Annotated in this window: 20 protein-coding genes; 8 read left to right on the top strand and 12 right to left on the bottom strand. The window is 72.1% G+C overall.

All coding sequences use genetic code 11. From position 1 onward, the window contains the following. Positions 1 to 25 precede the first annotated feature (25 nt). Positions 26 to 1021 (bottom strand): 4-hydroxy-3-methylbut-2-enyl diphosphate reductase, encoded by a 996-nt coding sequence (locus tag ACFQGU_RS05820; RefSeq protein ID WP_386764632.1) that lies wholly within the window; start codon positions 1019 to 1021, stop codon positions 26 to 28. 87 nt (positions 1022 to 1108) lie between these two features. On the opposite strand from ACFQGU_RS05820, the gene xseA reads away from it, so the two are divergent. Both xseA and ACFQGU_RS05810 read left to right on the top strand, forming a co-directional pair. After that, positions 1109 to 2323, top strand: coding sequence for an exodeoxyribonuclease VII large subunit (gene xseA / locus ACFQGU_RS05815; RefSeq protein ID WP_386764630.1), 1215 nt, complete (start codon positions 1109 to 1111; stop codon positions 2321 to 2323). 9 nt (positions 2324 to 2332) lie between these two features. After that, complete coding sequence (locus ACFQGU_RS05810) at positions 2333 to 2545, top strand: exodeoxyribonuclease VII small subunit (protein ID WP_386764629.1); 213 nt, start codon at positions 2333 to 2335, stop codon at positions 2543 to 2545. 81 nt (positions 2546 to 2626) lie between these two features. Here ACFQGU_RS05810 and ACFQGU_RS05805 read toward each other — a convergent pair whose 3' ends face one another. Beyond that, on the bottom strand, positions 2627 to 3247 hold the full coding sequence (locus tag ACFQGU_RS05805; RefSeq protein ID WP_386764627.1) for a DUF4245 domain-containing protein: 621 nt from the start codon (positions 3245 to 3247) through the stop codon (positions 2627 to 2629). 22 nt (positions 3248 to 3269) lie between these two features. Further along, positions 3270 to 3680, bottom strand: a complete 411-nt coding sequence (locus tag ACFQGU_RS05800) for a TOBE domain-containing protein (RefSeq protein WP_386764625.1) — start codon at positions 3678 to 3680, stop codon at positions 3270 to 3272. 114 nt (positions 3681 to 3794) lie between these two features. Here ACFQGU_RS05800 and glpX point away from each other — a divergent pair, with 114 nt between their 5' ends. Both glpX and ACFQGU_RS05790 read left to right on the top strand, forming a co-directional pair. Next, positions 3795 to 4805 (top strand): class II fructose-bisphosphatase, encoded by a 1011-nt coding sequence (glpX, locus tag ACFQGU_RS05795; RefSeq protein WP_386764623.1) that lies wholly within the window; start codon positions 3795 to 3797, stop codon positions 4803 to 4805. A gap of 92 nt (positions 4806 to 4897) precedes the next feature. Beyond that, complete coding sequence (locus ACFQGU_RS05790; protein ID WP_386768174.1) at positions 4898 to 5863, top strand: NAD(P)-dependent alcohol dehydrogenase; 966 nt, start codon at positions 4898 to 4900, stop codon at positions 5861 to 5863. A 15-nt stretch (positions 5864 to 5878) separates the two neighbouring features. Here ACFQGU_RS05790 and ACFQGU_RS05785 read toward each other — a convergent pair whose 3' ends face one another. Beyond that, entirely contained in the window at positions 5879 to 6565 is a 687-nt protein-coding gene (locus ACFQGU_RS05785; protein WP_386764621.1) for a DUF1707 SHOCT-like domain-containing protein, read from the bottom strand. Between the two features lie 125 nt (positions 6566 to 6690). Further along, the gene (locus ACFQGU_RS05780) at positions 6691 to 7107 is read right to left on the bottom strand and encodes an MmcQ/YjbR family DNA-binding protein (RefSeq protein ID WP_386764619.1); all 417 of its coding nucleotides are present in this window, start codon (positions 7105 to 7107) and stop codon (positions 6691 to 6693) included. 98 nt (positions 7108 to 7205) lie between these two features. Here ACFQGU_RS05780 and ACFQGU_RS05775 point away from each other — a divergent pair, with 98 nt between their 5' ends. Next, positions 7206 to 8882, top strand: coding sequence for an insulinase family protein (locus ACFQGU_RS05775; RefSeq protein WP_386764617.1), 1677 nt, complete (start codon positions 7206 to 7208; stop codon positions 8880 to 8882). A gap of 14 nt (positions 8883 to 8896) precedes the next feature. Here ACFQGU_RS05775 and ACFQGU_RS05770 read toward each other — a convergent pair whose 3' ends face one another. Beyond that, entirely contained in the window at positions 8897 to 9961 is a 1065-nt protein-coding gene (locus tag ACFQGU_RS05770) for an NADH:flavin oxidoreductase/NADH oxidase (RefSeq protein ID WP_386764615.1), read from the bottom strand. A gap of 133 nt (positions 9962 to 10094) precedes the next feature. On the opposite strand from ACFQGU_RS05770, the gene ACFQGU_RS05765 reads away from it, so the two are divergent. Further along, positions 10095 to 11762, top strand: a complete 1668-nt coding sequence (locus tag ACFQGU_RS05765; RefSeq protein WP_386764613.1) for a fumarate hydratase — start codon at positions 10095 to 10097, stop codon at positions 11760 to 11762. An 80-nt stretch (positions 11763 to 11842) separates the two neighbouring features. Here ACFQGU_RS05765 and ACFQGU_RS05760 read toward each other — a convergent pair whose 3' ends face one another. The 3 genes from ACFQGU_RS05760 to ACFQGU_RS05750 all read right to left on the bottom strand — a co-directional run bounded on the left by ACFQGU_RS05760 (position 11843) and on the right by ACFQGU_RS05750 (position 15358). Further along, positions 11843 to 12445 carry an aggregation-promoting factor C-terminal-like domain-containing protein gene (locus tag ACFQGU_RS05760; RefSeq protein WP_386764611.1) on the bottom strand — a complete coding sequence of 201 codons (603 nt, stop codon included), beginning with the start codon at positions 12443 to 12445 and terminating at the stop codon, positions 11843 to 11845. A gap of 538 nt (positions 12446 to 12983) precedes the next feature. Continuing rightward, complete coding sequence (locus ACFQGU_RS05755) at positions 12984 to 14315, bottom strand: PhoH family protein (RefSeq protein WP_386764609.1); 1332 nt, start codon at positions 14313 to 14315, stop codon at positions 12984 to 12986. A 281-nt stretch (positions 14316 to 14596) separates the two neighbouring features. After that, a complete protein-coding gene (locus tag ACFQGU_RS05750) occupies positions 14597 to 15358 on the bottom strand; it encodes an isoprenyl transferase (RefSeq protein WP_386764607.1) in 762 nt (253 codons plus the stop codon). Between the two features lie 208 nt (positions 15359 to 15566). Here ACFQGU_RS05750 and trhA point away from each other — a divergent pair, with 208 nt between their 5' ends. Further along, positions 15567 to 16238 carry a PAQR family membrane homeostasis protein TrhA gene (trhA, locus tag ACFQGU_RS05745; RefSeq protein ID WP_386764605.1) on the top strand — a complete coding sequence of 224 codons (672 nt, stop codon included), beginning with the start codon at positions 15567 to 15569 and terminating at the stop codon, positions 16236 to 16238. A 61-nt stretch (positions 16239 to 16299) separates the two neighbouring features. Here the strand turns inward: trhA and ACFQGU_RS05740 are convergent, their stop codons facing one another. Both ACFQGU_RS05740 and ACFQGU_RS05735 read right to left on the bottom strand, forming a co-directional pair. Further along, positions 16300 to 16809, bottom strand: a complete 510-nt coding sequence (locus ACFQGU_RS05740) for a hypothetical protein (protein ID WP_386764603.1) — start codon at positions 16807 to 16809, stop codon at positions 16300 to 16302. Positions 16810 to 16854: 45 nt separating this feature from the next. Next, positions 16855 to 18879 carry a thioredoxin domain-containing protein gene (locus tag ACFQGU_RS05735; RefSeq protein ID WP_386764602.1) on the bottom strand — a complete coding sequence of 675 codons (2025 nt, stop codon included), beginning with the start codon at positions 18877 to 18879 and terminating at the stop codon, positions 16855 to 16857. 224 nt (positions 18880 to 19103) lie between these two features. On the opposite strand from ACFQGU_RS05735, the gene ACFQGU_RS05730 reads away from it, so the two are divergent. Beyond that, positions 19104 to 20981, top strand: coding sequence for a glycosyltransferase 87 family protein (locus ACFQGU_RS05730; protein WP_386764600.1), 1878 nt, complete (start codon positions 19104 to 19106; stop codon positions 20979 to 20981). Here ACFQGU_RS05730 and ACFQGU_RS05725 read toward each other — a convergent pair. Further along, positions 20950 to 21288 carry an antibiotic biosynthesis monooxygenase gene (locus tag ACFQGU_RS05725; RefSeq protein WP_386764598.1) on the bottom strand — a complete coding sequence of 113 codons (339 nt, stop codon included), beginning with the start codon at positions 21286 to 21288 and terminating at the stop codon, positions 20950 to 20952. The two genes, ACFQGU_RS05730 and ACFQGU_RS05725, sit on opposite strands and share 32 nt — an antisense overlap. Positions 21289 to 21295 lie beyond the last annotated feature (7 nt).

The raw sequence follows: 21295 nt of genomic DNA, 5'->3' as shown, positions 1-21295 counted from the left end.
AACGAGAGTGCCGGCGCTCGATCGGTCAGCTCTTGCCGGCGGCCTTGAGGTCGCGGCGCAGCTCCGGCGGCAGCGCGAACTGCAGGTGCTCCTCCGCGGAGTGCACCTCCTCGACGTCGCCGTAGCCGCGCGCGGCCAGCCACTCGAGCACGCCGTCCACGAGGATCTCCGGCACCGAGGCGCCGCTCGTCACGCCGATCGTCCCGGCGCCGTCGAACCACGACTCCTGCAGCTCGCTCGCCGCATCGACGCGGTACGCCGCAGCGGCGCCGGCGTCCAGCCCGACCTCGACCAGGCGCACGGAGTTCGACGAGTTGCCCGAGCCGACCACGACCAGGACGTCGCAGCGCGACGCGATGTCCTTCACGGCGACCTGACGGTTCTGCGTGGCGTAGCAGATGTCGTCGCTGGGGGGGTCCATGAGGATCGGCAGCCGTGCGCGCAGGCGGTCGACGGTCTCGATCGTCTCGTCGACCGACAGGGTCGTCTGCGACAGCCAGACGACCTTCTCGCCCTCGGCGATCTCGACGTCGTCCGCGTGCGACGGTCCATCGACGATCGTGATGGCCTCGGGCGCCTCGCCCGACGTGCCCACGACCTCCTCGTGGCCCTCGTGGCCGATGAGCAGGATGCGGTAGCCCTCGTCGGCGAACCGGCGGGCCTCCTGGTGCACCTTCGTCACGAGGGGGCAGGTGGCGTCGATCGTGCGCAGGTTCCGCTGGGCGGCCTCCTCGTGCACCGACGGCGCGACGCCATGTGCGCTGAAGACCACGATCGAGCCCTCGGGCACCTCCTCGGTCTCCTCGACGAAGACCGCGCCGCGCGCCTGCAGGGTCTCGACCACGTGCTTGTTGTGGACGATCTCCTTGCGGACGTATACCGGGGCGCCGTAGAGCTCGAGCGCCTTCTCCACCGTGATCACGGCGCGGTCGACACCCGCGCAGTAGCCGCGGGGGGCTGCGAGCAGCACCTTGCGCGCGGGGGCGGCGTCGGACGTCGGGGCGCTCGTGGAGTCGGTCACCCGCCCATCGTAGGTCGGCTCCGCGCGGGCGGCCTCCCCGCGCAGCCGCTCGCGGACTCCGTGGGTGCGGCGGCCTAGGCTCCGCCTGTGGCCCTCGACACCTCGCCGGAGCGTCCGGCCGCCGTCCGCACGATCGCGATGGCGCTCGAGGGCTACGTCGCCCGCCTCGGCGCGGTGTGGCTCGAGGGCCAGGTCGCCCAGCTCACCCGGCGTCCTGGTGCGGGCCTGGCCTTCCTGACCCTGCGCGACACCGAGGCCAACGTCTCGATCACCGTCACCGCGACGCCGCGCGTGCTCGACGCGTGCGTGCCGCCGCTCGCCGAGGGCCAGCGCGTGATCCTGCACGCCAAGCCGGAGTACTACGTCGCCCGCGGCACGCTCGCCTTCCGCGCGGCCGAGATCCGCGCCGTCGGCCTCGGCGAGCTGCTCGCCCAGCTCGAGGCGCGCAAGAACCTCCTCGCGGCCGAGGGCCTGTTCGCCGCCGACCGCAAGCGGCCGCTGCCGTTCCTGCCCCGCCGCGTGGGGCTCGTGTGCGGTCGTGCCAGCGACGCCGAGCGCGACGTCGTCGAGAACGCCCGACGCCGCTGGCCCGGCGTCGTGTTCGAGATCCGCGAGGTGGCGGTGCAGGGCGTGAAGGCCGTCAGCGAGGTGACGGCCGCGGTGCGCGAGCTCGACGCGATGCCCGAGGTCGACGTCATCGTGGTCACGCGCGGCGGCGGCTCGGTCGAGGACCTCCTTCCGTTCTCCGACGAGGGCCTCGTCCGCACGGTCGCCGCCTGCCTCACGCCGGTCGTCTCGGCGATCGGCCACGAGAAGGACTCCCCGCTGCTCGACCTCGTGGCCGACTGGCGCGCCTCGACCCCCACCGACGCCGCCAAGCGGATCGTGCCCGACATGGCCGAGGAGGCCCGGCGGGTGCGCGACCTGCGCGAGCGAGCCGACCGCGCGGTGCGCGGCCAGCTGCAGGCGGCGTCCACCTGGCTCGCCTCCGCGCGGGCCCGGCCGGTCCTCGCCGACCCCTCGGTGCTCGTCACACGTCGCGGCGACGAGGTGGCGGCCCTGGTCGACCGCAGCCGCCTCGTCCTCGGGCACCGCCTCGACCGGGCCGGAGACGACATCACGCACGTGCGGGCACGGGTGCGGGCCCTCTCGCCCGCCGCGACCCTCGAGCGCGGGTACGCCGTCGTCCAGGACGAGGCCGGTGCCGTGATCCGCGTGGCCGACGACGTCGCGGCCGGCGCGCTGCTGCGGGTGCGGGTGGCCGAGGGCGAGCTGCGCGCCCGCCGCGAGCCGGCGTCCTAGGCTCGCGTCATGACCGCAGCCGAGAGCACGCCGTCGTTCGAAGAGGCCCGGGACGAGCTGGCCGACGTCGTGCGCCGGCTCGAGGCCGGCGGCACCACGCTGGAGGAGTCGCTCGCGCTCTGGGAGCGCGGCGAGGAGCTCGCGACGATCTGCCAGACCTGGCTCGACTCCGCGCGCGCCCGCCTCGACGCCGCCCGCACTCCCCCGCCCGCCGAGAGCTGACGCCGCGAGTTACTGCCCACGGTGGGGTGATGGCGCGCCTCAAAGCCCCACTCCGGGCAGCAGCTCGAGTCCGTACGGCGGTCAGCCGGCGCGCAGGGTCCGGGTGAAGCCCTCGATCTCGTCCCACGGACCGGTGCCGGTCACGACGTAGGTGATGCCGGCGTCGGTGCGCGCCAGCGAGCGCCTGGTCTCGTCGGCGTTGACGTAGCGCGTCCAGGTCAGGGTGCCGAGGACGACGTCGTCCTGCTGGACGCCCTTGAGCGTCACATCGGGCACGAAGTCGGTGATCTTCGTCGGCGACTGCTGCAGGCCGACGTACTCCGTGGCCGGGCTCACCCATCCGAGCACGACCACGGGCTGGCCGTCGTCGGCAGTCTCGACGCGGGCGCTCGTCGCCCGCCAGGTGGCCGGCAGGTCGAGCGGCGCGAGCACCGGCCAGTCGAACGCCTCGCGGGCCCCCGCGATCACCGGCGCTGCGTCGACCTCCTTGACCGGGTCCGGCGTACGCCAGTTCCACGGCGCGACGAGGAACACGACCACGCCCGTCACGACGAGCATCGAGAGCACCATGTCGCGGACGGTCTGGCGCAGCCTCTTCTTCTGCCGCGCCTCACGGTCTGCGGCAACCGCAGCAGGGTCGTCGGCCGGCTCCGGCCGCACCGGCACCTCGGGCGCCGTCGCCGCCTCGGACTGCTCGCTCACGTGACCATTGTCAGGTACGCCGTCATCCGCGCGAACCGCGGCGGGGCACCTCGACGGTCACATGTGTCGACGGCACCGAGGCCACGGCCAAGGAGCCCGGCTCGAGCCCGAGCTCGTCCACCACCTCGGCCGCCATCACGCTCACGACGCGGAACGGCCCCGCCTGGATCTCCACCCGGGCGAGCAGCCCGTCGCGGTCCACCCGCGTCACGATGCCGGCCATCCGGTTGCCCGACGACGACGCCGGCATGCCGGGCACCTCCGGCGGCACGGCCTCGGCCTGGGCGACCTCGGCGAGGTCGCGACCGACGAGCTGCCACCGGCCCGCGTGGTCGCGGACGGCCGGGAGCCGACCGGCGTCGATCCACCGCCGCACGGTGTCGTCGCTGACACCCAGCAGCGCTGCCGCCTCGCTCACCCGGTAGTGCGTCACGTGCAGACAGTAGGACTCCCGGGCCGCGTGACGGGATGCACTCGGCGTACCTCACCGGACCGGGACATGCCGCGGCTAGGGTCGGGGCACACGACGATCTCGGGAGCGCATGCGATGAGCGACGTCCACCGGAGCCCGGAGGCTCCTGACCGCAACCTTGCCCTGGAGCTCGTCCGCGTGACCGAGGCCGCGGCCATGGCCGCCGCCCGCTGGGTCGGGCGCGGCGACAAGAACGGGTCCGACGGCGCCGCGGTCAACGCGATGCGCGCGCTCGTGCAGTCGGTGTCGATGCAGGGCGTCGTGGTCATCGGCGAGGGCGAGAAGGACGAAGCCCCGATGCTGTTCAACGGCGAGGCCGTGGGCGACGGCACGGGCGCGGAGGTCGACGTCGCCGTCGACCCGATCGACGGCACGACGCTGTGTGCGAAGGGCATGCCCAACGCGATCGCCGTCCTCGCGGTGTCCGAGCGCCACACGATGTACGACCCGTCCGCCGTGTTCTACATGGAGAAGCTCGTCACCGGGCCGGCCGCTGCCGACGTCGTCGACATCGAGGCACCGATCCTCGACAACCTAAAGAAGGTCGCCAGGGCCAAGTCGGAGAGCGTCGAGGACCTCACCGTCGTGATCCTCGACCGCCCCCGCCACGAGGGCATCGTGCGCGAGGTCCGCGAGGCGGGCGCCCGCATCAAGTTCATCTCCGACGGCGACGTCGCCGGCGCGATCATGGCCGCGCGCGAGGGCACCGGCATCGACCTGCTGCTCGGCATCGGCGGCACGCCGGAGGGCATCATCACCGCCTGCGCGATCAAGTGCATGGGCGGCGCCATCCAGGGCAAGCTCTGGCCGAAGGACGACGCCGAGCGCCGCCGCGCGCTCGACGCCGGCCACGACCTCGACCGGGTGCTGCACGCCGACGACCTCGTGACGGGCGACAACGTCTTCTTCGTCGCGACCGGCATCACCGACGGAGAGCTCATGGACGGTGTGCGCTTCAAGGGCGGCAACCCGACCACGCACTCGATCGTCATGCGCAGCAAGAGCGGGACGATCCGCGAGGTGAAGAGCGAGCACTCCTTCGCCAAGCTCCGCACCTACGCCAGCGTCGACTTCGACTCGCACTGAGCCGTCGCCGTACGGCGGGCGTGCCGGGAAACGGCACCCGACCGTCGCCGCCTCGGCCAGACTGACCGCATGACGAGACTCTGCTCAGCGTGATGCGCGCCCTCGTCTACGACCGCTACGGCACGCCCGACGAGCTCCGCGTCGAGGACGTCGAGCAGCCGGGAGTGGGCCCCGGCGAGGTCCGGGTGCGCGTGGTCGCGAGCTCGATCAACGACTGGGACCGCGACCTCCTCCGGGGCGAGCCCCTCAACCGCGCCATCGCACCGTTCCGACCGCGGCACCGGGTGCTCGGCTCCGACGTGGCCGGCGTGGTGGATGCCGTCGCGCCCGACGTCGTGGGCATCGACCCCGGCGACGAGGTCATGGCCGACCTGTCGCCCCACGGCTTCGGCGCATTCGCGGAGTACGCCGTGGCCCCGGCGTCGGCGTGGAGCGCCGTCCCCGCGGGCCTCTCGCTCGAGCAGGCAGCCGCCGTGCCGCAGGCCGCCGGGCTCGCGGTCACGGGGCTTCGCGCCGCCCAGCCCCTCGCACCGGGGCAGCGCATCGCTGTGAACGGTGCCGGGGGCGGTGTCGGCACCTTCGCCGTCCAGATCGCCGTGGCCGCCGGGGCGCACGTCTCCGCCGTCGACGCGGCGTGGAAGCTCGACGCCCTGCGCGCGCTCGGGGCGCACCGCGTCGTCGACTACGCCACCGAGGACTTCACGAGCACGCCGGGGGCCTACGACGCGATCGTCGAGATCTCCGCGCACCGCCGCGCGCGCGACTACCACCGGGCGCTCGCAGGCGGCGGCGTCTGCTCGGTGCTCGGCGGCCAGAAGCGTCCGATGCTCAGCGCGGTGACCACAGGCTCGGTGCTGAGCGCGCTGGGCGACCGGCGCGTGCACATGCCGATGTGGCGGGCGAACGACCGCCGGGACCTCGCCTACCTGCGCCCGCTGCTTGAATCAGGCGCGGTGGCGCCGGTGATCGACAGCGTGGTGGATCTGGACGACGTTCCCGACGCGTTCCGACGCCTCGTCGCGCAGCAGCACGTGGGCAAGATCGTGGTCAGGCTCTGAGCCGACGTGTCCGGCTCAGGATCCTGAGATCGCCTTGGCGCCCTTGTTCTTCGGGCGCTTCACCTCGATGCCGCCCATGACCGCGAGACCGGTGATGCGGATGCTGGGCGCTCCCGGCGGGGCGATGTCCGCGGGCCCGGCGGTGCCCCCCATGAAGCCGACGGCGTCCATGCGCACGGCGACGCCCTCGGGCACGACGACCTCCACTCCGCCCATGAGCGCGAAGACGGTGAACGTGGTCTCGCGCGCGGTCAGCACCGCCTCGGACAGGTCGAGCTCGATGCCGCCCATGACGGCGACGCAGACCTGCGTCTCGGGCACCACCCAGGCTCCGCGGCGCTCGACCCCGCTCCACACGGCGATCGCGACACCCTGGGCCTGATCGGCGCGGGCCGGGTCGACCGACAGCCCCCGGCCAGTCCCCGGGACGGCGACCTGCGCCGGCTGCGTGAGCGCCACGGCGTTCGACATGCCGGGCAGCGTCAGGACCCCCGGAGGCACAGGGAGGTCGTGCAGCACCGGCACGAGCTCGGCGTACGTCGTGGCCGCGTACACCTCGGCGAGGCGCTCCTCGTGCTCGACCGGTGAGAGCCTGCCCTCGGCGTACGCGTCGCGCAGGAGGCCTGCCACCTTCTCCCGGTCGGCGTCGGACGCCCGGAGCCGCAGGGCTGCCTCGACAGGGTCCTGCGGCGTCTCGGTCATGCTGAAAGGCTAGTCCGTCGCGCCTGGCGATCGGTGGCCCGACGGCCGAGTGGCCACCCCACCCACCTCGCTCACGCTGATCAATCCGTTGCTTCGGCACCCGGGAAGCAACGGATTGATCAGCGTCAGCTGGTGGGGTTCCTGTCGATGAGCCATTGCCTGGCGGCGCGCTTGGGCGCGACGACGAGCCACGACTCCTCCACGAGCTCCTGCAGGTCGGCCACGTCGACGTCCTCGAGGATCACGAGCAGGCCGGTGTACGTCGCGAAGTGCGGGATGTCGAAGCACGCAGCGATCTCAGCGATCCGCTGCGCCTTGGTCTCGAAGTCGGGCACGCGCACGGCGATGCTCTCCTTCGTCGGCGCAGCGTCGCCGAGCACCTTCAGGTCGGACGGCCGCATCGGCCGCTCCCACACGACCTGCCTGCCCGAGGCACCCTCGATCTTCCAGACGCGCCAGCCCTCGAAGCCGGTGCCTGCGTCCTTCTCGTGCACGAGCGGCAGCGACAGCGCGATCCGCTCGACGTCCTCCCACGTGGCCATGCCGCGAGGCTAGGCAATCGAGCGCGTCGCTGCCTCAAGGTCGAACACTCGCGGTCGACAATGTCCGTGTGACGGGGGAAGCCGGTACCGGCGCGCGCGTGTCCTGGACCAAGGTCGACGACGTCTGGGTGGTGCACGCCGACGAGCCGGGACCGCTGCGCGCGACCCTCACGTTCCGCGTCGGCAAGGCCGACGAGACGCTGCCGACGAACGGCATCACGCACCTCGTCGAGCACCTGACGCTGTTCCCGCTGGGCCAGAGGCCGCACTACCAGAACGGATCGGTGCGGACGTCGGTCACCACGTTCGACACCTCGGGAGAGCCGGAGGAGGTCGCGCGCTTCCTCACCGGTGTCTGCACCGGGCTCAGCTCACTCCCGGTCGACCGGCTCGAGACCGAGGTCCGCGTGCTCGACACCGAGGCGGGCAAGCGCGGCTACGGCACCTCGTCGGCACTGCTCTCCTGGCGGTTCGGGCCCGCTGGGCCGGGGCTCTGGTCGTTCGACGAGTTCGCCACCGCCACCGTCGACGGCGCTGCGCTCCAGCAGTGGGCGACCGAGCGCTTCACCCGCGAGAACGCCGTCCTCGTGCTCAGCGCACCGCCGCCGCCCGGCCTCACGCTGCCCCTGCCGCCCGGTCCGCGCCGCGACGTCCCGGCGCTGGAGGAGGTGCTCCCCGCCACACCGGCCTGGTTCCGCCACGGCTTCCCGGATGTCGCGGCACTGGCGCCCGTGCCGCGCAGCGTCGCGGCCGTCGCCTACTCGTACGCGCTCCAGAACGCGCTGGTCGACAAGCTCCGCTTCGAGCTCGGCGTCGCCTACAGCCCGACGGTCGACTACGACCCGTACGACGGCAGCACGGCGCTCATGTGGATCACGGGCGACTCGCACCCCGAGCACCTCGACCAGGTCGCGCAGGTGCTCGCCGGCACGATCGCCTCGCTCGCCGACGACGGCACCTCGTCCGAGCGGCTCGAGGAGTACCGCACGAACGCTCGCAAGCTGTGGGACTCCCCGGACGCCTCCGTCGCCCTTGCCTACACCGCCGCGATGGAGCTGCTCATGACCGGCGCAGTCACGCCCCTCCAGCAGCGCATCGCCGAGGTTGAGGCGGTCACCCTCGACGACGTGCACGCCTTCGCCCGCACGGTGCGCGACTCGCTCCTCTACGGGTTGCCCGAGGGGGCGGAGTTGACGGCCGGGCAGGCCGAACCGGCCCCCGAGCTCTCCACCGAGGAGCCGGTCGAGGGCACGTCCCACGCCCTCATCGGCGGCAACAGCCGGTCCGACCGCATGGTCGTGGCGCCCGAGGGGATCTCCGGGGTCCGCGCGGACGGCGTCCACGCCACGGTCCGCTTCGCCACCGCCCGCGCGGTGCTCGCCTGGCCGGACGGCCGCCGCGTGCTCATCGCGCCCGACGGCGTCACCGTCACGGTGGAGCCCACGCTCTGGGAGTCGGGCGAGCAGATCGTCACCGTCGTCGACGCCGCCACGGCGGGCGTGCGCGTGCCGCGCACCGCCCGCAACCCCGAGGACATCCCCCTGCCGCCGACGCCGCCGTCCACCGGGCTGGGCCGCCTCTGGGAGCGCCAGAACGGGCGCCGCAGCACAGGCTCGTGGCTCATGATCGGCAGCGCGGCCGTGATCCTGCTCGTGGCAGCCACGACCTTCGGCAGCAGCGGGCAGACCTCCAGCTCGAGCGGAGCTGGGATCGCGCGCACGATCCTGATCACGATCGGCGTGCTGGCCGGCGTGTTCGGCCTCAGCAGGAAGTAGCGGCGCCGCCCCGATCAGCGGGGCTGCGCGCGCTGGTACTGCTCGGGCCAGGCGATGTCGGCCCCGAGCGTGTGCGCGGCGAGCAGCGGCCAGCGGGGCTCGCGCAGCAGCGCACGGGCGAGGAGGACGACGTCGGCCGAGCCCTCGGCGACGATCGACTCGGCCTGGTGCGGCTCGGTGATGAGCCCCACGGCGCCCGTGGGGATGCCCGCCTCCGCCCGCACCTGCGCGGCGAAGGGCACCTGGTAGCCCGGACCCACCTCGATCTTCTGGTCGTGGTGCAGGCCTGCGCTCGACACGTCGACGAGGTCGACGCCACGGGCCCTCAGCTCGCCCGCGAGCACGACGGTCGACTCCACGTCCCACCCGCCGTCGACCCAGTCGGTCGCCGACACCCGGAAGAGCAGCGGCTTGTCGTCCGGCCAGGCGGCACGGACGGCCTCGACGATCTCGAGCGGGAAGCGCATGCGGTTCTCGAGGCTGCCGCCGTACTCGTCCTCGCGCAGGTTCGACAGCGGCGACAGGAACTCGTGCAGCAGGTAGCCGTGCGCCGCGTGGATCTCGACGGTGTCGACGCCGATGCGGTGGGCGCGCCGCGCGGCCGCGACGAAGCCCTCGCGGATCGCGTCGAGGTGGTGCTCGGCCATCGCGCGCGGGACGGCGAAGTCGCCGAACGCGACGGCGGACGGCGCGATCGTCTGCCATCCGCCGTCGGCCTCCGGCACCGAGCCGTGACCCTTCCACGGCGACCACGTCGAGGCCTTGCGTCCGGCGTGCGCGAGCTGGATTCCGAACGGCACCCCCTGGCCGTGGGCGAAGTCGACGAGGGGTGCGATCGCCTGGGCGTGGCCGTCGCTCCAGAGCCCGAGGTCCTCAGGGCTGATCCGGCCCTCCGGGGTCACGGCCGTCGCCTCGGTGAGCAGGAGCCCCGGGCGGCCTGTCGCGAGCGCGCCGAGGTGCGGCAGGTGCCACGTGGTCGGGAAGCCCTCCACCGAGCTGTACTGGCACATGGGGCTCACCCACACGCGGTTGGCGAACGTCGTGCCGCGCAGCGTGATCGGCGCGAAGAGCTGGCTCATGGACGGGCCTCTCATGGGGGATACGCGTGGCGTAACTCCGCCACGACCGCAACCACCGCCCGACTGCTGCCATTCCCCTGGAGTGACGGGTCTGACACGGACGCCCAGGACGCCCCGGACGTAGGCTCGCCCCATGGCTTCGATGGACTACTCGGAACTCCTCCCCCTCGGCCCGGACGAGACGCCGTACCGCCTGCTCACCACCGAGGGAGTGTCGGTCGTCGAGGCGGCCGGCCGCACCTTCCTGCAGGTGGAGCCCGAGGCCCTGCGCCTGCTCACCGAGACGGCGATCCGCGACATCCAGCACCTGCTGCGACCCGGGCACCTGCAGCAGCTCGCCAACATCCTCGACGACCCCGAGGCCTCGCCCAACGACCGCTTCGTGGCGCTCGACCTGCTCAAGAACGCCAACATCGCGGCCGGCGGCGTGCTCCCGATGTGCCAGGACACCGGCACCGCGATCGTCATGGGCAACCGCGGTCAGCACGTGCTCACGCCCGGTGACGACGAGCGCGCGATCTCGCAGGGCGTGTACGACGCCTACACCAAGCTCAACCTGCGCTACTCGCAGATGGCGCCGCTCACGATGTGGGAGGAGAAGAACACCGGCTCCAACCTGCCCGCGCAGATCGAGCTCTACTCCGACACGGCCCCCGGCCACGAGCTCTCGTACAAGTTCCTGTTCATGGCCAAGGGCGGCGGCTCGGCCAACAAGAGCTACCTGTTCCAGGAGACCAAGGCCGTCCTCAACCCCGTCGGCATGCGGAAGTTCCTGGACGAGAAGCTGCGGACGCTCGGCACGTCCGCGTGCCCGCCGTACCACCTCGCGATCGTCATCGGCGGAACATCGGCGGAGTACGCGCTGAAGACCGCGAAGTACGCGAGCGCCCGCTACCTCGACTCGTTGCCGACCTCGGGATCGATGTCGGCGCACGGCTTCCGCGACCTCGAGCTGGAGCAGGAGGTCTTGAAGCTCACGCAGGAGTTCGGGATCGGCGCGCAGTTCGGCGGCAAGTACTTCTGCCACGACGTCCGCGTGATCCGCCTCCCCCGCCACGGCGCCTCGTGCCCCGTCGCCATCGCGGTGTCGTGCTCCGCCGACCGCCAGGCGCTCGCGAAGATCACGCCCGACGGCGTGTTCCTCGAGCAGCTCGAGACCGAGCCGGCCCACTTCCTCCCCGACATCACCGACGACCACCTCGACGACGACGTCGTCACGATCGACCTCTCGCGCCCCATGGACGAGATCCGCGCCGAGCTGACGAAGTACCCGGTGAAGACCCGGCTCTCGCTCAACGGCCCGCTCGTGGTGGCGCGCGACCTGGCGCACGCGCGCATCAAGGAGATGCTCGACGCCGGCGAGCCGATGCCGCAGTACCTCAAGGACCACGCGGTCTACTACGCGGGCCCCGCCAAGACGCCGGAGGGGATGGCCTCGGGGTCGTTCGGGCCGACCACGGCCGGCCGCATGGACGCGTACGTCGACCAGTTCCAGAAGGCCGGCGGCTCGATGGTCATGCTGGCCAAGGGAAACCGCAGCAAGGCGGTCACCGACGCGTGCGCCGCCAACGGCGGCTTCTACCTCGGCTCGATCGGCGGTCCCGCCGCTCGACTGGCCCAGGACTGCATCACCAAGGTCGAGGTGCTCGACCTCGCCGACTACGGCATGGAGGCCGTGTGGCGCATCGAGGTGAAGGACTTCCCGGCGTTCGTCGTGGTCGACGACAAGGGCAACGACTTCTTCGCCGAGACGTCGGCACCGGTCATCACCCGCATCCCCGTCGGGCCTCCGCAGGGCTGACCCGACGAACGACGAAGGGCCGGTATCCGTTGCAGTGCAACGGATACCGGCCCTTCGTTCAGGTCAGGTGACGCGGGGCGTCAGTACCAGCCCTTGTACTGGAACGCGTTCCAGGCGCCGCACGGGGTGCCGTAGCGGCCCTTGATGTACGACAGGCCCCAACGGATCTGGGTCTTGGGGTTGGTGCGCCAGTCGGCTCCGGCGACGGCCATCTTCGACCCCGGGAGGGCCTGCGGGATGCCGTGCGCGCCGGAGTAGGCGTTGTGCGACGTGTGCCGCCAGTTGCTCTCGCGCTGCCACAGGTTGACCAGGCACGTGTACTGGCTGGTGGTCTTCCAGCCGTACTTGGTGACCATGTAGTAGCGGGCCCACCACTTGTTGTACGAGGTGGTGCCGAACGCGTACGGCGCGACGACCGCGACGCGCGTGATCGACCGCGACGTGGTCGCGAGGCGGCTCGTGGTGGAGGTGGTGGACGTCGCGATCACGGGGGTGAGGCTCGTGGCCGTCACCGCGCCGGCCGCGAGGCCCGAGGTGGAGGTGGTCGTGGTGCCGATCTCGGCGTTGGCCGGTGACACCACGGGAGCGGGGGCGACGGACGCCAGCAGGCCCACCGTGACGGCGGCTCCGACGACGACGCTGGCGCGGCGACGCAGATCCCCGTACAGGTTGGTCGTGCTCACATGCAGTCCTTCATCAGGCGGCGACGCTCCGGACGTCCCCGCGGTGAGATCCCTGGCACGGGTCCGACGCGCACGCGAACCGGAGAACACTCGGTGCGAGCCGGACGAGCTGGCCCCTGGGTGGTGCGGCCTGACGGCCGGGGCGGCGCCTGGTGCGAGGAGGACGAGCGGTCGCGCTCCAGCGTGCGACCTGCCCGGTGCTGCGACGCCGGTGGAGCGTGGTGTCGCGGGCCTCCGGGCCCCTCTCGATCCCGGGCGCGGGATCATTTCGTTATCAACCTTGCCCGGTATCTCCGACAGCGCCAACCCGTTCGGACGTGCTCAGGGTCACCTCGAGGGTTTGTCCACAGGGCATGTTCGGGCAGTTCTAGGGCGAATCGGACACAACCTGTGACGGGCGCCACAAAGCCACGGGCGGCGGGTGAGCGGAGTCTCAACACCAGATCGAGGGATACCGGCGCACGGAGGGTCTCGGGACGACCACGGACCGCCACCCGCCGAACGGGTGACGGTCCGCGTCGGGCAGCCGGGTGGGGGCCTAGACCGGCAGGTCCTCGAGCATCTCGGTGACGAGCGCGGCGATCGGGCTCCGCTCGCTGCGGGTCAGCGTGATGTGGGCGAACAGCGGGTGCCCCTTGAGCTTCTCGACGACGGCCACGACGCCGTCGTGCCGGCCGACGTGCAGGTTGTCGCGCTGCGCGACGTCGTGGGTGAGGACGACGCGCGAGTCGCGGCCGATGCGCGACAGCACGGTGAGCAGCACGTTGCGCTCGAGCGACTGCGCCTCGTCGACGATGACGAACGCGTCGTGCAGCGAGCGGCCGCGGATGTGGGTCAGCGGGAGCACCTCGAGCATGCCGCGCTCGACGACCTCCTCGACGACCTCCTGGGTCGTCACGGCGCCGAGGGTGTCGAACACCGCCTGGCCCCAGGGCGACATCTTCTCGCTCTCGCTGCCGGGCAGGTAGCCGAGCTCCTGGCCGCCGACTGCGTAGAGCGGCCGGAAGACGATGACCTTGCGGTGCTGGCGCCGCTCGAGCACCGCCTCGAGGCCCGCGCACAGGGCGAGCGCGGACTTGCCGGTGCCGGCCCGTCCGCCGAGGGAGATGATCCCGACCTCGGGGTCGAGGAGGATGTCGAGGGCCACGCGCTGCTCGGCGCTGCGACCGTGCAGCCCGAAGGCCTCGCGGTCGCCGCGCACGAGGCGCACCTGCTTGTCGGCCGTGACTCGGCCGAGGGCGCTGCCTCGCTCGGAGACCAGCACGAGACCCGTGTGGCACGGGAGCTCGCGCGCCTCCTCGAGGTCGATCCGGTCCTCCTCGTACAGGGCGTCGACCACGGTGCCCGGCACGTCGAGCTCGGTCATGCCGGTCCAGCCGGTCTCGACCACCGTCTCCGCGCGGTACTCCTCGGCGGCCAGTCCGACCGCCGAGGCCTTGACGCGCATCGGCAGGTCCTTGCTGACGAGCACGACGTCGCGGCCGTCGGCGGCGAGGTTCTTGGCGACGGCCAGGATGCGCGTGTCGTTGTCGGCGAGCTGCATCCCCTTGGGCAGCACCGAGACGTCGGAGTGGTTGAGCTCGACGCGGAGCGTGCCGCCGCGATCCCCGACGGGCATCGGGTCGTCGAGCCGGCCGTGCTTCACGCGCAGGTCGTCGAGCAGGCGCAGCGCCTGCCGGGCGAAGTACCCGAGCTCGGGGTGCGAGCGTTTGGCCTCGAGCTCCACCACCACGACGACCGGGATGACGACCTCGTGCTCGGCGAAGCGCAGGATCGCGTGCGGATCCGAGAGCAGCACCGAGGTGTCGAGGACGTGGGTGCGGACACCGGTGGCGGGGGTGGACGACGGGCTCTGGCTCGCGTTGGGCACAAGGGCCTCCCCGAAGGCGGGCCGCCCGGGCGGCAGCCCGAATGACTGCGACGCTATGCCTGCTCCGAGCCGTTCCCGTCCCGACACGCCGTGCGCGGGGGTCGATGTCCGCCCACCGGCCGAACCCGTGCGAACACCGGGTTACGCGCCCTCCACCCCGCCCCTCTGTATGCGATGAAGGGTGGGCCCCCGCCGGGCGACGATGGGCGAAGCCCTCGCCCGGTAGGGGACTTCGCTGCTATGAGCGCACCATTCCCGGCCTTCACCACGCCGGAGGCGGCTCAGGAGCCGAAGCGGCGGCCGCGTGCGGCGTAGGCGCGCAGCGCGCGCAGGAAGTCGACCTTGCGGAAGTCGGGCCAGTAGGCCTCGCAGAAGTACAGCTCGGTGTGCGCGCTCTGCCAGAGCAGGAACCCCGACAGCCGCTGCTCCCCCGAGGTGCGGATGACGAGGTCGGGGTCGGGCTGGCCGGCGGTGTAGAGGTGCTCGGCGATGTGCTCGACGTCGACCGCGGCGGCCAGGTCGTCGAGGGTGGTGCCGCGTGCCGCGTGCTCGGCGAGCAGGGCGCGGACGGCGTCGACGACCTCGCGCCGCCCGCCGTACCCGACCGCGACGTTCACGATGATGCCGCTGCGCGTGGAGGTGTCCGACTCGGCCTTCTTGAGGACCTCGGCGGTGTGCGCGGGCAGGAGGTCGAGCGCGCCGACGGGGTGGATCCGCCAGGTGCCGTGCGAGGCCAGGCCCGTCACGGTCTCCTCGATGATCGCGAGGAGCGGGTCGAGCTCGCCGGCCGGGCGCTCGAGGTTGTCGGTCGAGAGCAGCCACAGCGTGACGACCTCGACGTCGACCTCCTCGCACCAGCCGAGGAGGTCCTCGATCTTGGCGGCACCGGCGCGATGCCCGTGCGCCGTGCTCGAGCCCTGGTCGGCCGCCCAGCGCCGGTTTCCGTCGAGGATGACGCCGACGTGCCGCGGGATCCTGGTGCGGTCCAGCGAGGCGACGAGCCGGCGCTCGTACACGCCGTACAGGACATCGCTCAGCGCCACCGCAGCTCGCGCCCTTCCTGTGAGGTCGACGCCCGACCCTGCGGTCGGACGTCCATGCGCGAGGGTACCCGCGTCCGAGTCGCGTACGGGGGACTGCCGGGACACGGTCGGGTCTCCCCTGCCGGCCGCAGGGCGGCACCCCGTGCGTGGCGATCAGCGCGGCCCCCGCCACGTGCCAACCTACGGTTGCGTAGGTTACGCTCTAGTAGTGAACGCCGCTGACACCTCCGTCGCCCCTGCCGCCGCCCCGGAGAAGCCGCACCTGCGCGGCTGGCTGCACGCCGGCATGGCCCCGGTCGCGCTCGTGCTGGGCATCGTGCTGGTGGCGCTGACGCCCGCGGAGTACCGCTGGGCCGCCGCGCTCTACTCGATCACCGCCGTGATGCTCTTCGGCACGAGCGCGGTCTACCACCGCTTCACCTGGAGCCCGCGGGTCACGGTGCTGCTCAAGCGCCTCGACCACTCGAACATCTTCCTCATCATCGCGGGCAGCTATACGCCGTTCGCGGTGGTGCTGCTGCCGTGGGAGCAGGAGCGCACGCTGCTGATCCTCGTCTGGACGGGCGCGATCCTCGGCGTGCTGTTCCGCGTGTTCTGGGTCGGCGCCCCGCGCTGGCTCTACACGCCGATCTACATCGCGCTCGGCTGGGTCGCGGTCTTCTACCTGCCGGCGTTCTGGGCCGCGGGCGGACCGGCCGTCGTGATCCTGCTGGCGGTCGGCGGCCTCTGCTACTCCGCAGGCGGCATCGTCTACGCGCTCAAGCGGCCCAACCCGTCGCCGACCTGGTTCGGCTTCCACGAGATCTTCCACGCGCTGACGCTCGCGGGCTTCATCACCCAGTACATCGCCGTCTCGCTGGTCCTGTACTCCACCCGCTGACGCGCACGTACGACGACGGCGCCCGCACCTCTCGGTGCGGGCGCCGTCGTGTCGAACGGGTCTAGCTGGTCGGGCCGGTCGCGCGCACGCGCTCGACCTCCTCCATCGCCGACCGCAGCTGGCCGAGCCAGTCGTCGGCGTTCTTGCCCACGAGCTTCACGCACCAGGCCAGCGCCTCGGCGCGCGAGCGTGCCACGCCGGCGTCGACCAGGGTGTCGAGCACCGCGCGCTCCGGCTGACGCAGCCGCGTCATCACCGGCACGGCGAGGTGCGTGAACAGCACCTGCTCGTCGCCGACCTTCACGCCCCACGCCACCTTGCGGTCCGTGCGGTGCTCGATCTCGCGCGCGATCTCGATGCGCTTATCGCGGGTGTCCTCGCGGAAGCCCTTCACCCGGCCGCGACGAGCGGCTGCGCGCTCGGCGTCGGACGCGGTGTCGGGGAGGTCGGGCACCGTGAGGGTGCCGACGACGGTGATCTCCTCGCGGTCGATCGTCACCTCGGGGGTGCCGTCGAACCAGTCCTGCGGGAGCCGGCCCACGAGCCAGCCCCGGATCTCCTCTGTTGTCATGCAAGCATGATTACTTCATTACAGGCTTGCGTCCAGCCTGATCGCTCACGGCGTACGCGCCCCGAGGGCGACGGCCAGCGCCGCCGGGTCGGTCACCGGGGCGTCGCACGTGAAGTGCCGGCAGACGTACGCCGCCGGTGCCCCCGCCACGAGCGGGCGGCCCGCCAGCAGCGGGTGCTCGGACCCCGCCGGCCCGGCGGCCAGCACCGAGCCGGGAGCGGTCGAGAGGAGCGCCGTACGCCGGAGCAGGGTCGCGGCCGGGTCGGCCTGGTCTCCGACCACCGCCACCTCGCGCGGGCCGTCGAGCCAGGCCTCGGCCGCCGCGAGCGCCCAGCCCGCGAACCGCGGGTGGCTCCCGACGAGTCTCACGAGCAGCCCCAGCGACTCCTCGGCCGCGGTGCGGTGGCGGTCGCTGCCCGTCAGCGCCGCGTACGTCAGCAGCGCCTGCGTGGTCGCCGTCCATCCGCTCGGCGTCGCGTTGTCGGTCGGGTCCTGCGGCCGGACCACGAGCGGCTCCGCGTCGTCGGCCGTGTCGTAGAAGCCGCCCGCGGAATCGCGGAACCGGTCGAGCGCCTGGTCGAGCACCGAGCCCGCGGCATCGAGCCACCGCCGCTCCCCCGTCACCTGGTGGAGCGCGAGCAGACCCTCGGCGAGATCTCCGTGGTCCTCGAGCACTCCGAGGTGCGTGCCGGCGCGACCGTCACGTGACACCCGGAGCAGCGCTCCAGCCGCGTCGACGTGCGCGGTCAGCACGTGATCGGCCGCGGTCACGGCAGCCTCGACCCAGGAGGGCTCCTCGAGCAGCGCGCCCGCCTCGGCGAGCGCGGCCACCGCCAGGCCGTTCCACGCGGTCACCACCTTGTCGTCGCGGCCGGGCTGCACCCGCTCGTCCCGTACGGCGAGGAGCCGCAACCGCACGGACTGCCACCGCTCAGCGTCGTCCGGGTCATCGAGGAGCTGCGCCACCGACGCTCCGTGCTCGAAGGTGCCGTGCGGCGTGACCTCGAGAAGCCGTGCAGCCCAGGCAGAATCAGCCTCACCGAGCACGTCGTTCAGCTGATCGGGCGTCCAGACGTACGCCTTGCCCTCCTCGCCCTCGGAGTCGGCGTCGAGCGCCGAGGCGAAGGCGCCCTCCGGCGTGCGCAGCCGCTCAAGGAGGAACGTCGCCGTCATCCGCGTGACGCGCTCGGCCAGCGGGTCGCCGGTCGCGCGCCACCAGTGGGCGTAGACGCGCAGCAGCAGCGCGTTGTCGTAGAGCATCTTCTCGAAGTGCGGCACGACCCACTCGGCATCGACGGAGTAGCGCGCGAACCCGCCCGCCAGCTGGTCGAACAGGCCGCCGCGTGCCATCGCCTCGCAGGTGCCCTCGACCATCGAGAGCGCGCGCGGGTCGCCGGTGCGCGCGTACGACCGCAGCAGACCCTCGAGCAGCATCGACGGCGGGAACTTCGGCGCGGCCCCGAAGCCGCCGCGCGTGCTGTCGTACTGCGAGGCGAGGGTGTCGACCGCGCGGTCCAGCGCGGCGCGCACCACAGCCGGGTCGAGCGGGTCCGGCGTGCCGAGGTCGAGCCGCGTCTCGCGCAGCGCCTCGGTGATGCGACCGGCAGCGCCGTCGACCTCGCCGCGCTGCTCGGTCCACGAGCGGTGGATCGAGGCGACCAGCTGCCCGAACGACGGCAGCCCGTGCCGCGGCTGCGGCGGGAAGTAGGTGCCCGCGTAGAACGGCTGTCCCTGCGGCGTCATGAAGACGGTCATCGGCCAGCCGCCGTGCCCCGTCAGTGCCTGCGTCGCGCTCATGTAGACCGCATCGACGTCGGGCCGCTCCTCGCGGTCGACCTTGATCGCCACGAAGCGACCGCGCAGGAACTCCGCCACCCGCTCGTCCTCGAACGACTCGTGCGCCATCACGTGGCACCAGTGGCAGGCGGCATAGCCGACGCTCAGCAGGATCGGGAGGTCGAGACGACGCGCCTCCTCGAAGGCGTCGTCCGACCACTCCCACCAGTCGACGGGGTTGTCCTGGTGCTGCAGGAGGTACGGCGAGGTCGCGGCGGCGAGACGGTTGGGCACCTCCCCATCCTCACCCAGCGCACGCTCGGGCGCCCCCGGTCCACTGAACGGTCGAGGGCAAGCCTCTGCCGTTCGCTGGGCCATCCGGTGCTCGTCACGCGCCGCGATGTGCCCGGGGTGTGCGGGGATCGCCTTCATGCGGCGACGAATCAGCCGTTCGGCCGACGAAGCGACCACCCGCCCCACTACATCCTGTGACCATCGGGCGGCGGACGAAGGACGGCATGACTCTCAGCGGGGTACAGCAGACGCCTGCCGTCCGCGCCGAGGATGCCCGCGACTCGAAGCTCCTCGTCGTCAGCGTGATCCTCGTCCTGACCGCGGCCGCCAGCATCGCGGCCCTGATGCAGTGGTACACCGCTTGGGCCTTCATCACCTGGGATGCGTCCGACCTCTCCGTCTACCGCCAAGCGGGCGAGGTCATCTCCTCCGGGCAGCCGTTGTACGACGTCAAGTTCGCGCCGGGCTACTGGACCTACCCGCCCTTCGGCGGTCTGGTCATGACGCCGCTCACGATGGCACCGCTCGAGATCCTCTTCCCGCTCTCGTACGTGGTGAACGCCGGCGCCCTCGCCCTCGTCATCCTGCTCACGGGACAGCCGCTGCTGCGCCGAGCCCCGGACGCCTTCGGGCGTGCACTCCTCGTGGTCGGGCTCACCCTCGTCGCGCTGACCGTCACCCCCGTCGCCGAGGTCCTGGCTCTGGGACAGCTCGGACTGCTCCTGATGCTCGGCTGCTGCATCGACTACCTCGTGGTCGGGCGCCGCCTCCCCCGCGCGCAAGGAGTCCTGGTCGGCATCGCGACGGCAGTGAAGCTGACCCCTGGCATCTTCGTGCTGCACTGGCTCGCCACGCGCCAGTACCGCGCGGCGGTCACAGCTCTCGCGACGACGGCCGGCTGCTGGCTGCTGGCTGCTGTTGTCCTGCGGGGCGACACCGCGACATACGTCGAGCGACTCGTGCTGTTCCGCACGAACGAGCAGATCGACGGGTTCGGCGACTCCGTCATGAACCAGTCGTGGCGAGGGCTGGTCGACGGCCTGCCGTCGCCAGCCGCCAGCACGCTGTGGCTCGTCCTGATCGCGCTGACACTCGCACTCGGGCTGACCGGCGCCTCGCGCGCAGTGCGGGTGCAGCAGCCTGTGGCGGCCGTGGGCATCCTCGGGCTCGCGAGCGTGCTGGTCACCCCTATCTCCTGGCACCACCACGCAGTGTGGGTGGTCACCGCGCTTCTGGCCCTTGTGGGCGACGGCCGGCATCGGGTGCGGCTGGCCGGCGCCACTCTGATCACGGTGCTGCTCATGCTGCCGGCGCGGGTGCCCGCACCGTTGCCCGACCGCTACACGATGCTCTACGTGGTGCTGCTCGGCTGGCTCCTTGTCCTTGTCTGGCAGGCCTCGGCCGCCACCGACCGGCGCCTGTCGCGCTCACTCGACCGCTACTACGGCGAGGCGTACGAGTCCGTGATGTACACCGGCGCCGTCGGCTTCGTCTCCGACTGGGTGCACCGGCTCATGGAGCGCCCGTTCAGGGCGAGCTCCTCGGGACGGGTGCTGGAGCTCGGCGCCGGCGCCGGGCAGCACGCCGCGTACGTGCGGGACTTCGACTCCTACCTGGAGACCGACCTGCTGGTGCCTGCCGGAGACGCCGTACGCCGCGTCGAGCCAGGCGGTTCGGTCGTGCGCGCCCGGCTCGACGCCGAGGACCTCGGCGGGCTCGACAACGCCTCGTTCGACCGCGTCATCGCGACCTGCCTCCTGGCCCACCTGCACCATCCGCACCGGGCGCTCTCCGAGTGGAGGCGGGTGACACGACCGGGCGGCACGATCACGATCTACCTGCCCATGGAACCCGGCATGCTGCTCCGGCTGCTACGTCGGATCGTCATGGTGCCCAAGGCGCGCAAGCTCGGCCAGGACCACGAGCGCACCGTCGCCATCGACCATCGCAACCACTACCCCGCGATGCGGGCATGGATCGAGACGGAGTTCGCCGGCGACCACATCCGCCGCGCCCGATTCCCGATCCCGTGGCTGGGCTGGAACTTCGCGCTGTTCGACATCGTGCACGTCACTCGCAGCGCCACCGACCGCCCGGGCTGAGCCCCATCGCGGCCAGGCCGTCGACCTCGCTCGCGACGATGCGGTAGCCGTCGGACCAGCGGGCGACCTTGCCCTTCGCCTCGAGGTGCAGCGGGAACGAGGAGAGCTCGGCGAGCGCCGCGCGGTTCGCGAAGTAGTACGTCGCATTCACGGTGCGGCCGTCGGCCGACTGCCAGGTCTCCACCCGATCGAACCCCGGCAGGCTGCGCGCGAAGGCCTCGATCTCGCCGTCGAGCCGATGGAACTCGTCGTCGTACTGGCCGGGCATGAAGATGAACTGGCAGCAGATCATGAGGGCCTCCGGCACTCGGTCT

This window comes from Longivirga aurantiaca (assembly GCF_042660085.1).
Classification (GTDB): Bacteria; Actinomycetota; Actinomycetes; order S36-B12; family CAIYMF01; genus Longivirga; species Longivirga aurantiaca.
The sequence above is the reverse complement of the archived record's forward strand: the minus strand, read 5'-3'. Positions and strand labels throughout refer to the sequence as shown.

What these genes read in the sequence shown, in the direction of transcription:
- ACFQGU_RS05810 (WP_386764629.1), top strand. Translation starts at nt 2,333, where the DNA reads ATGACCGCAGCCGAGAGCACGCCGTCGTTCGAAGAGGCCCGGGACGAG.
- glpX (WP_386764623.1), top strand. Translation starts at nt 3,795, where the DNA reads ATGAGCGACGTCCACCGGAGCCCGGAGGCTCCTGACCGCAACCTTGCC.
- ACFQGU_RS05790 (WP_386768174.1), top strand. Translation starts at nt 4,898, where the DNA reads ATGCGCGCCCTCGTCTACGACCGCTACGGCACGCCCGACGAGCTCCGC.
- ACFQGU_RS05785 (WP_386764621.1), bottom strand. Translation starts at nt 6,565, where the DNA reads ATGACCGAGACGCCGCAGGACCCTGTCGAGGCAGCCCTGCGGCTCCGG.
- ACFQGU_RS05780 (WP_386764619.1), bottom strand. Translation starts at nt 7,107, where the DNA reads ATGGCCACGTGGGAGGACGTCGAGCGGATCGCGCTGTCGCTGCCGCTC.
- ACFQGU_RS05770 (WP_386764615.1), bottom strand. Translation starts at nt 9,961, where the DNA reads ATGAGCCAGCTCTTCGCGCCGATCACGCTGCGCGGCACGACGTTCGCC.
- ACFQGU_RS05765 (WP_386764613.1), top strand. Translation starts at nt 10,095, where the DNA reads ATGGCTTCGATGGACTACTCGGAACTCCTCCCCCTCGGCCCGGACGAG.
- ACFQGU_RS05740 (WP_386764603.1), bottom strand. Translation starts at nt 16,809, where the DNA reads ATGACAACAGAGGAGATCCGGGGCTGGCTCGTGGGCCGGCTCCCGCAG.
- ACFQGU_RS05730 (WP_386764600.1), top strand. Translation starts at nt 19,104, where the DNA reads ATGACTCTCAGCGGGGTACAGCAGACGCCTGCCGTCCGCGCCGAGGAT.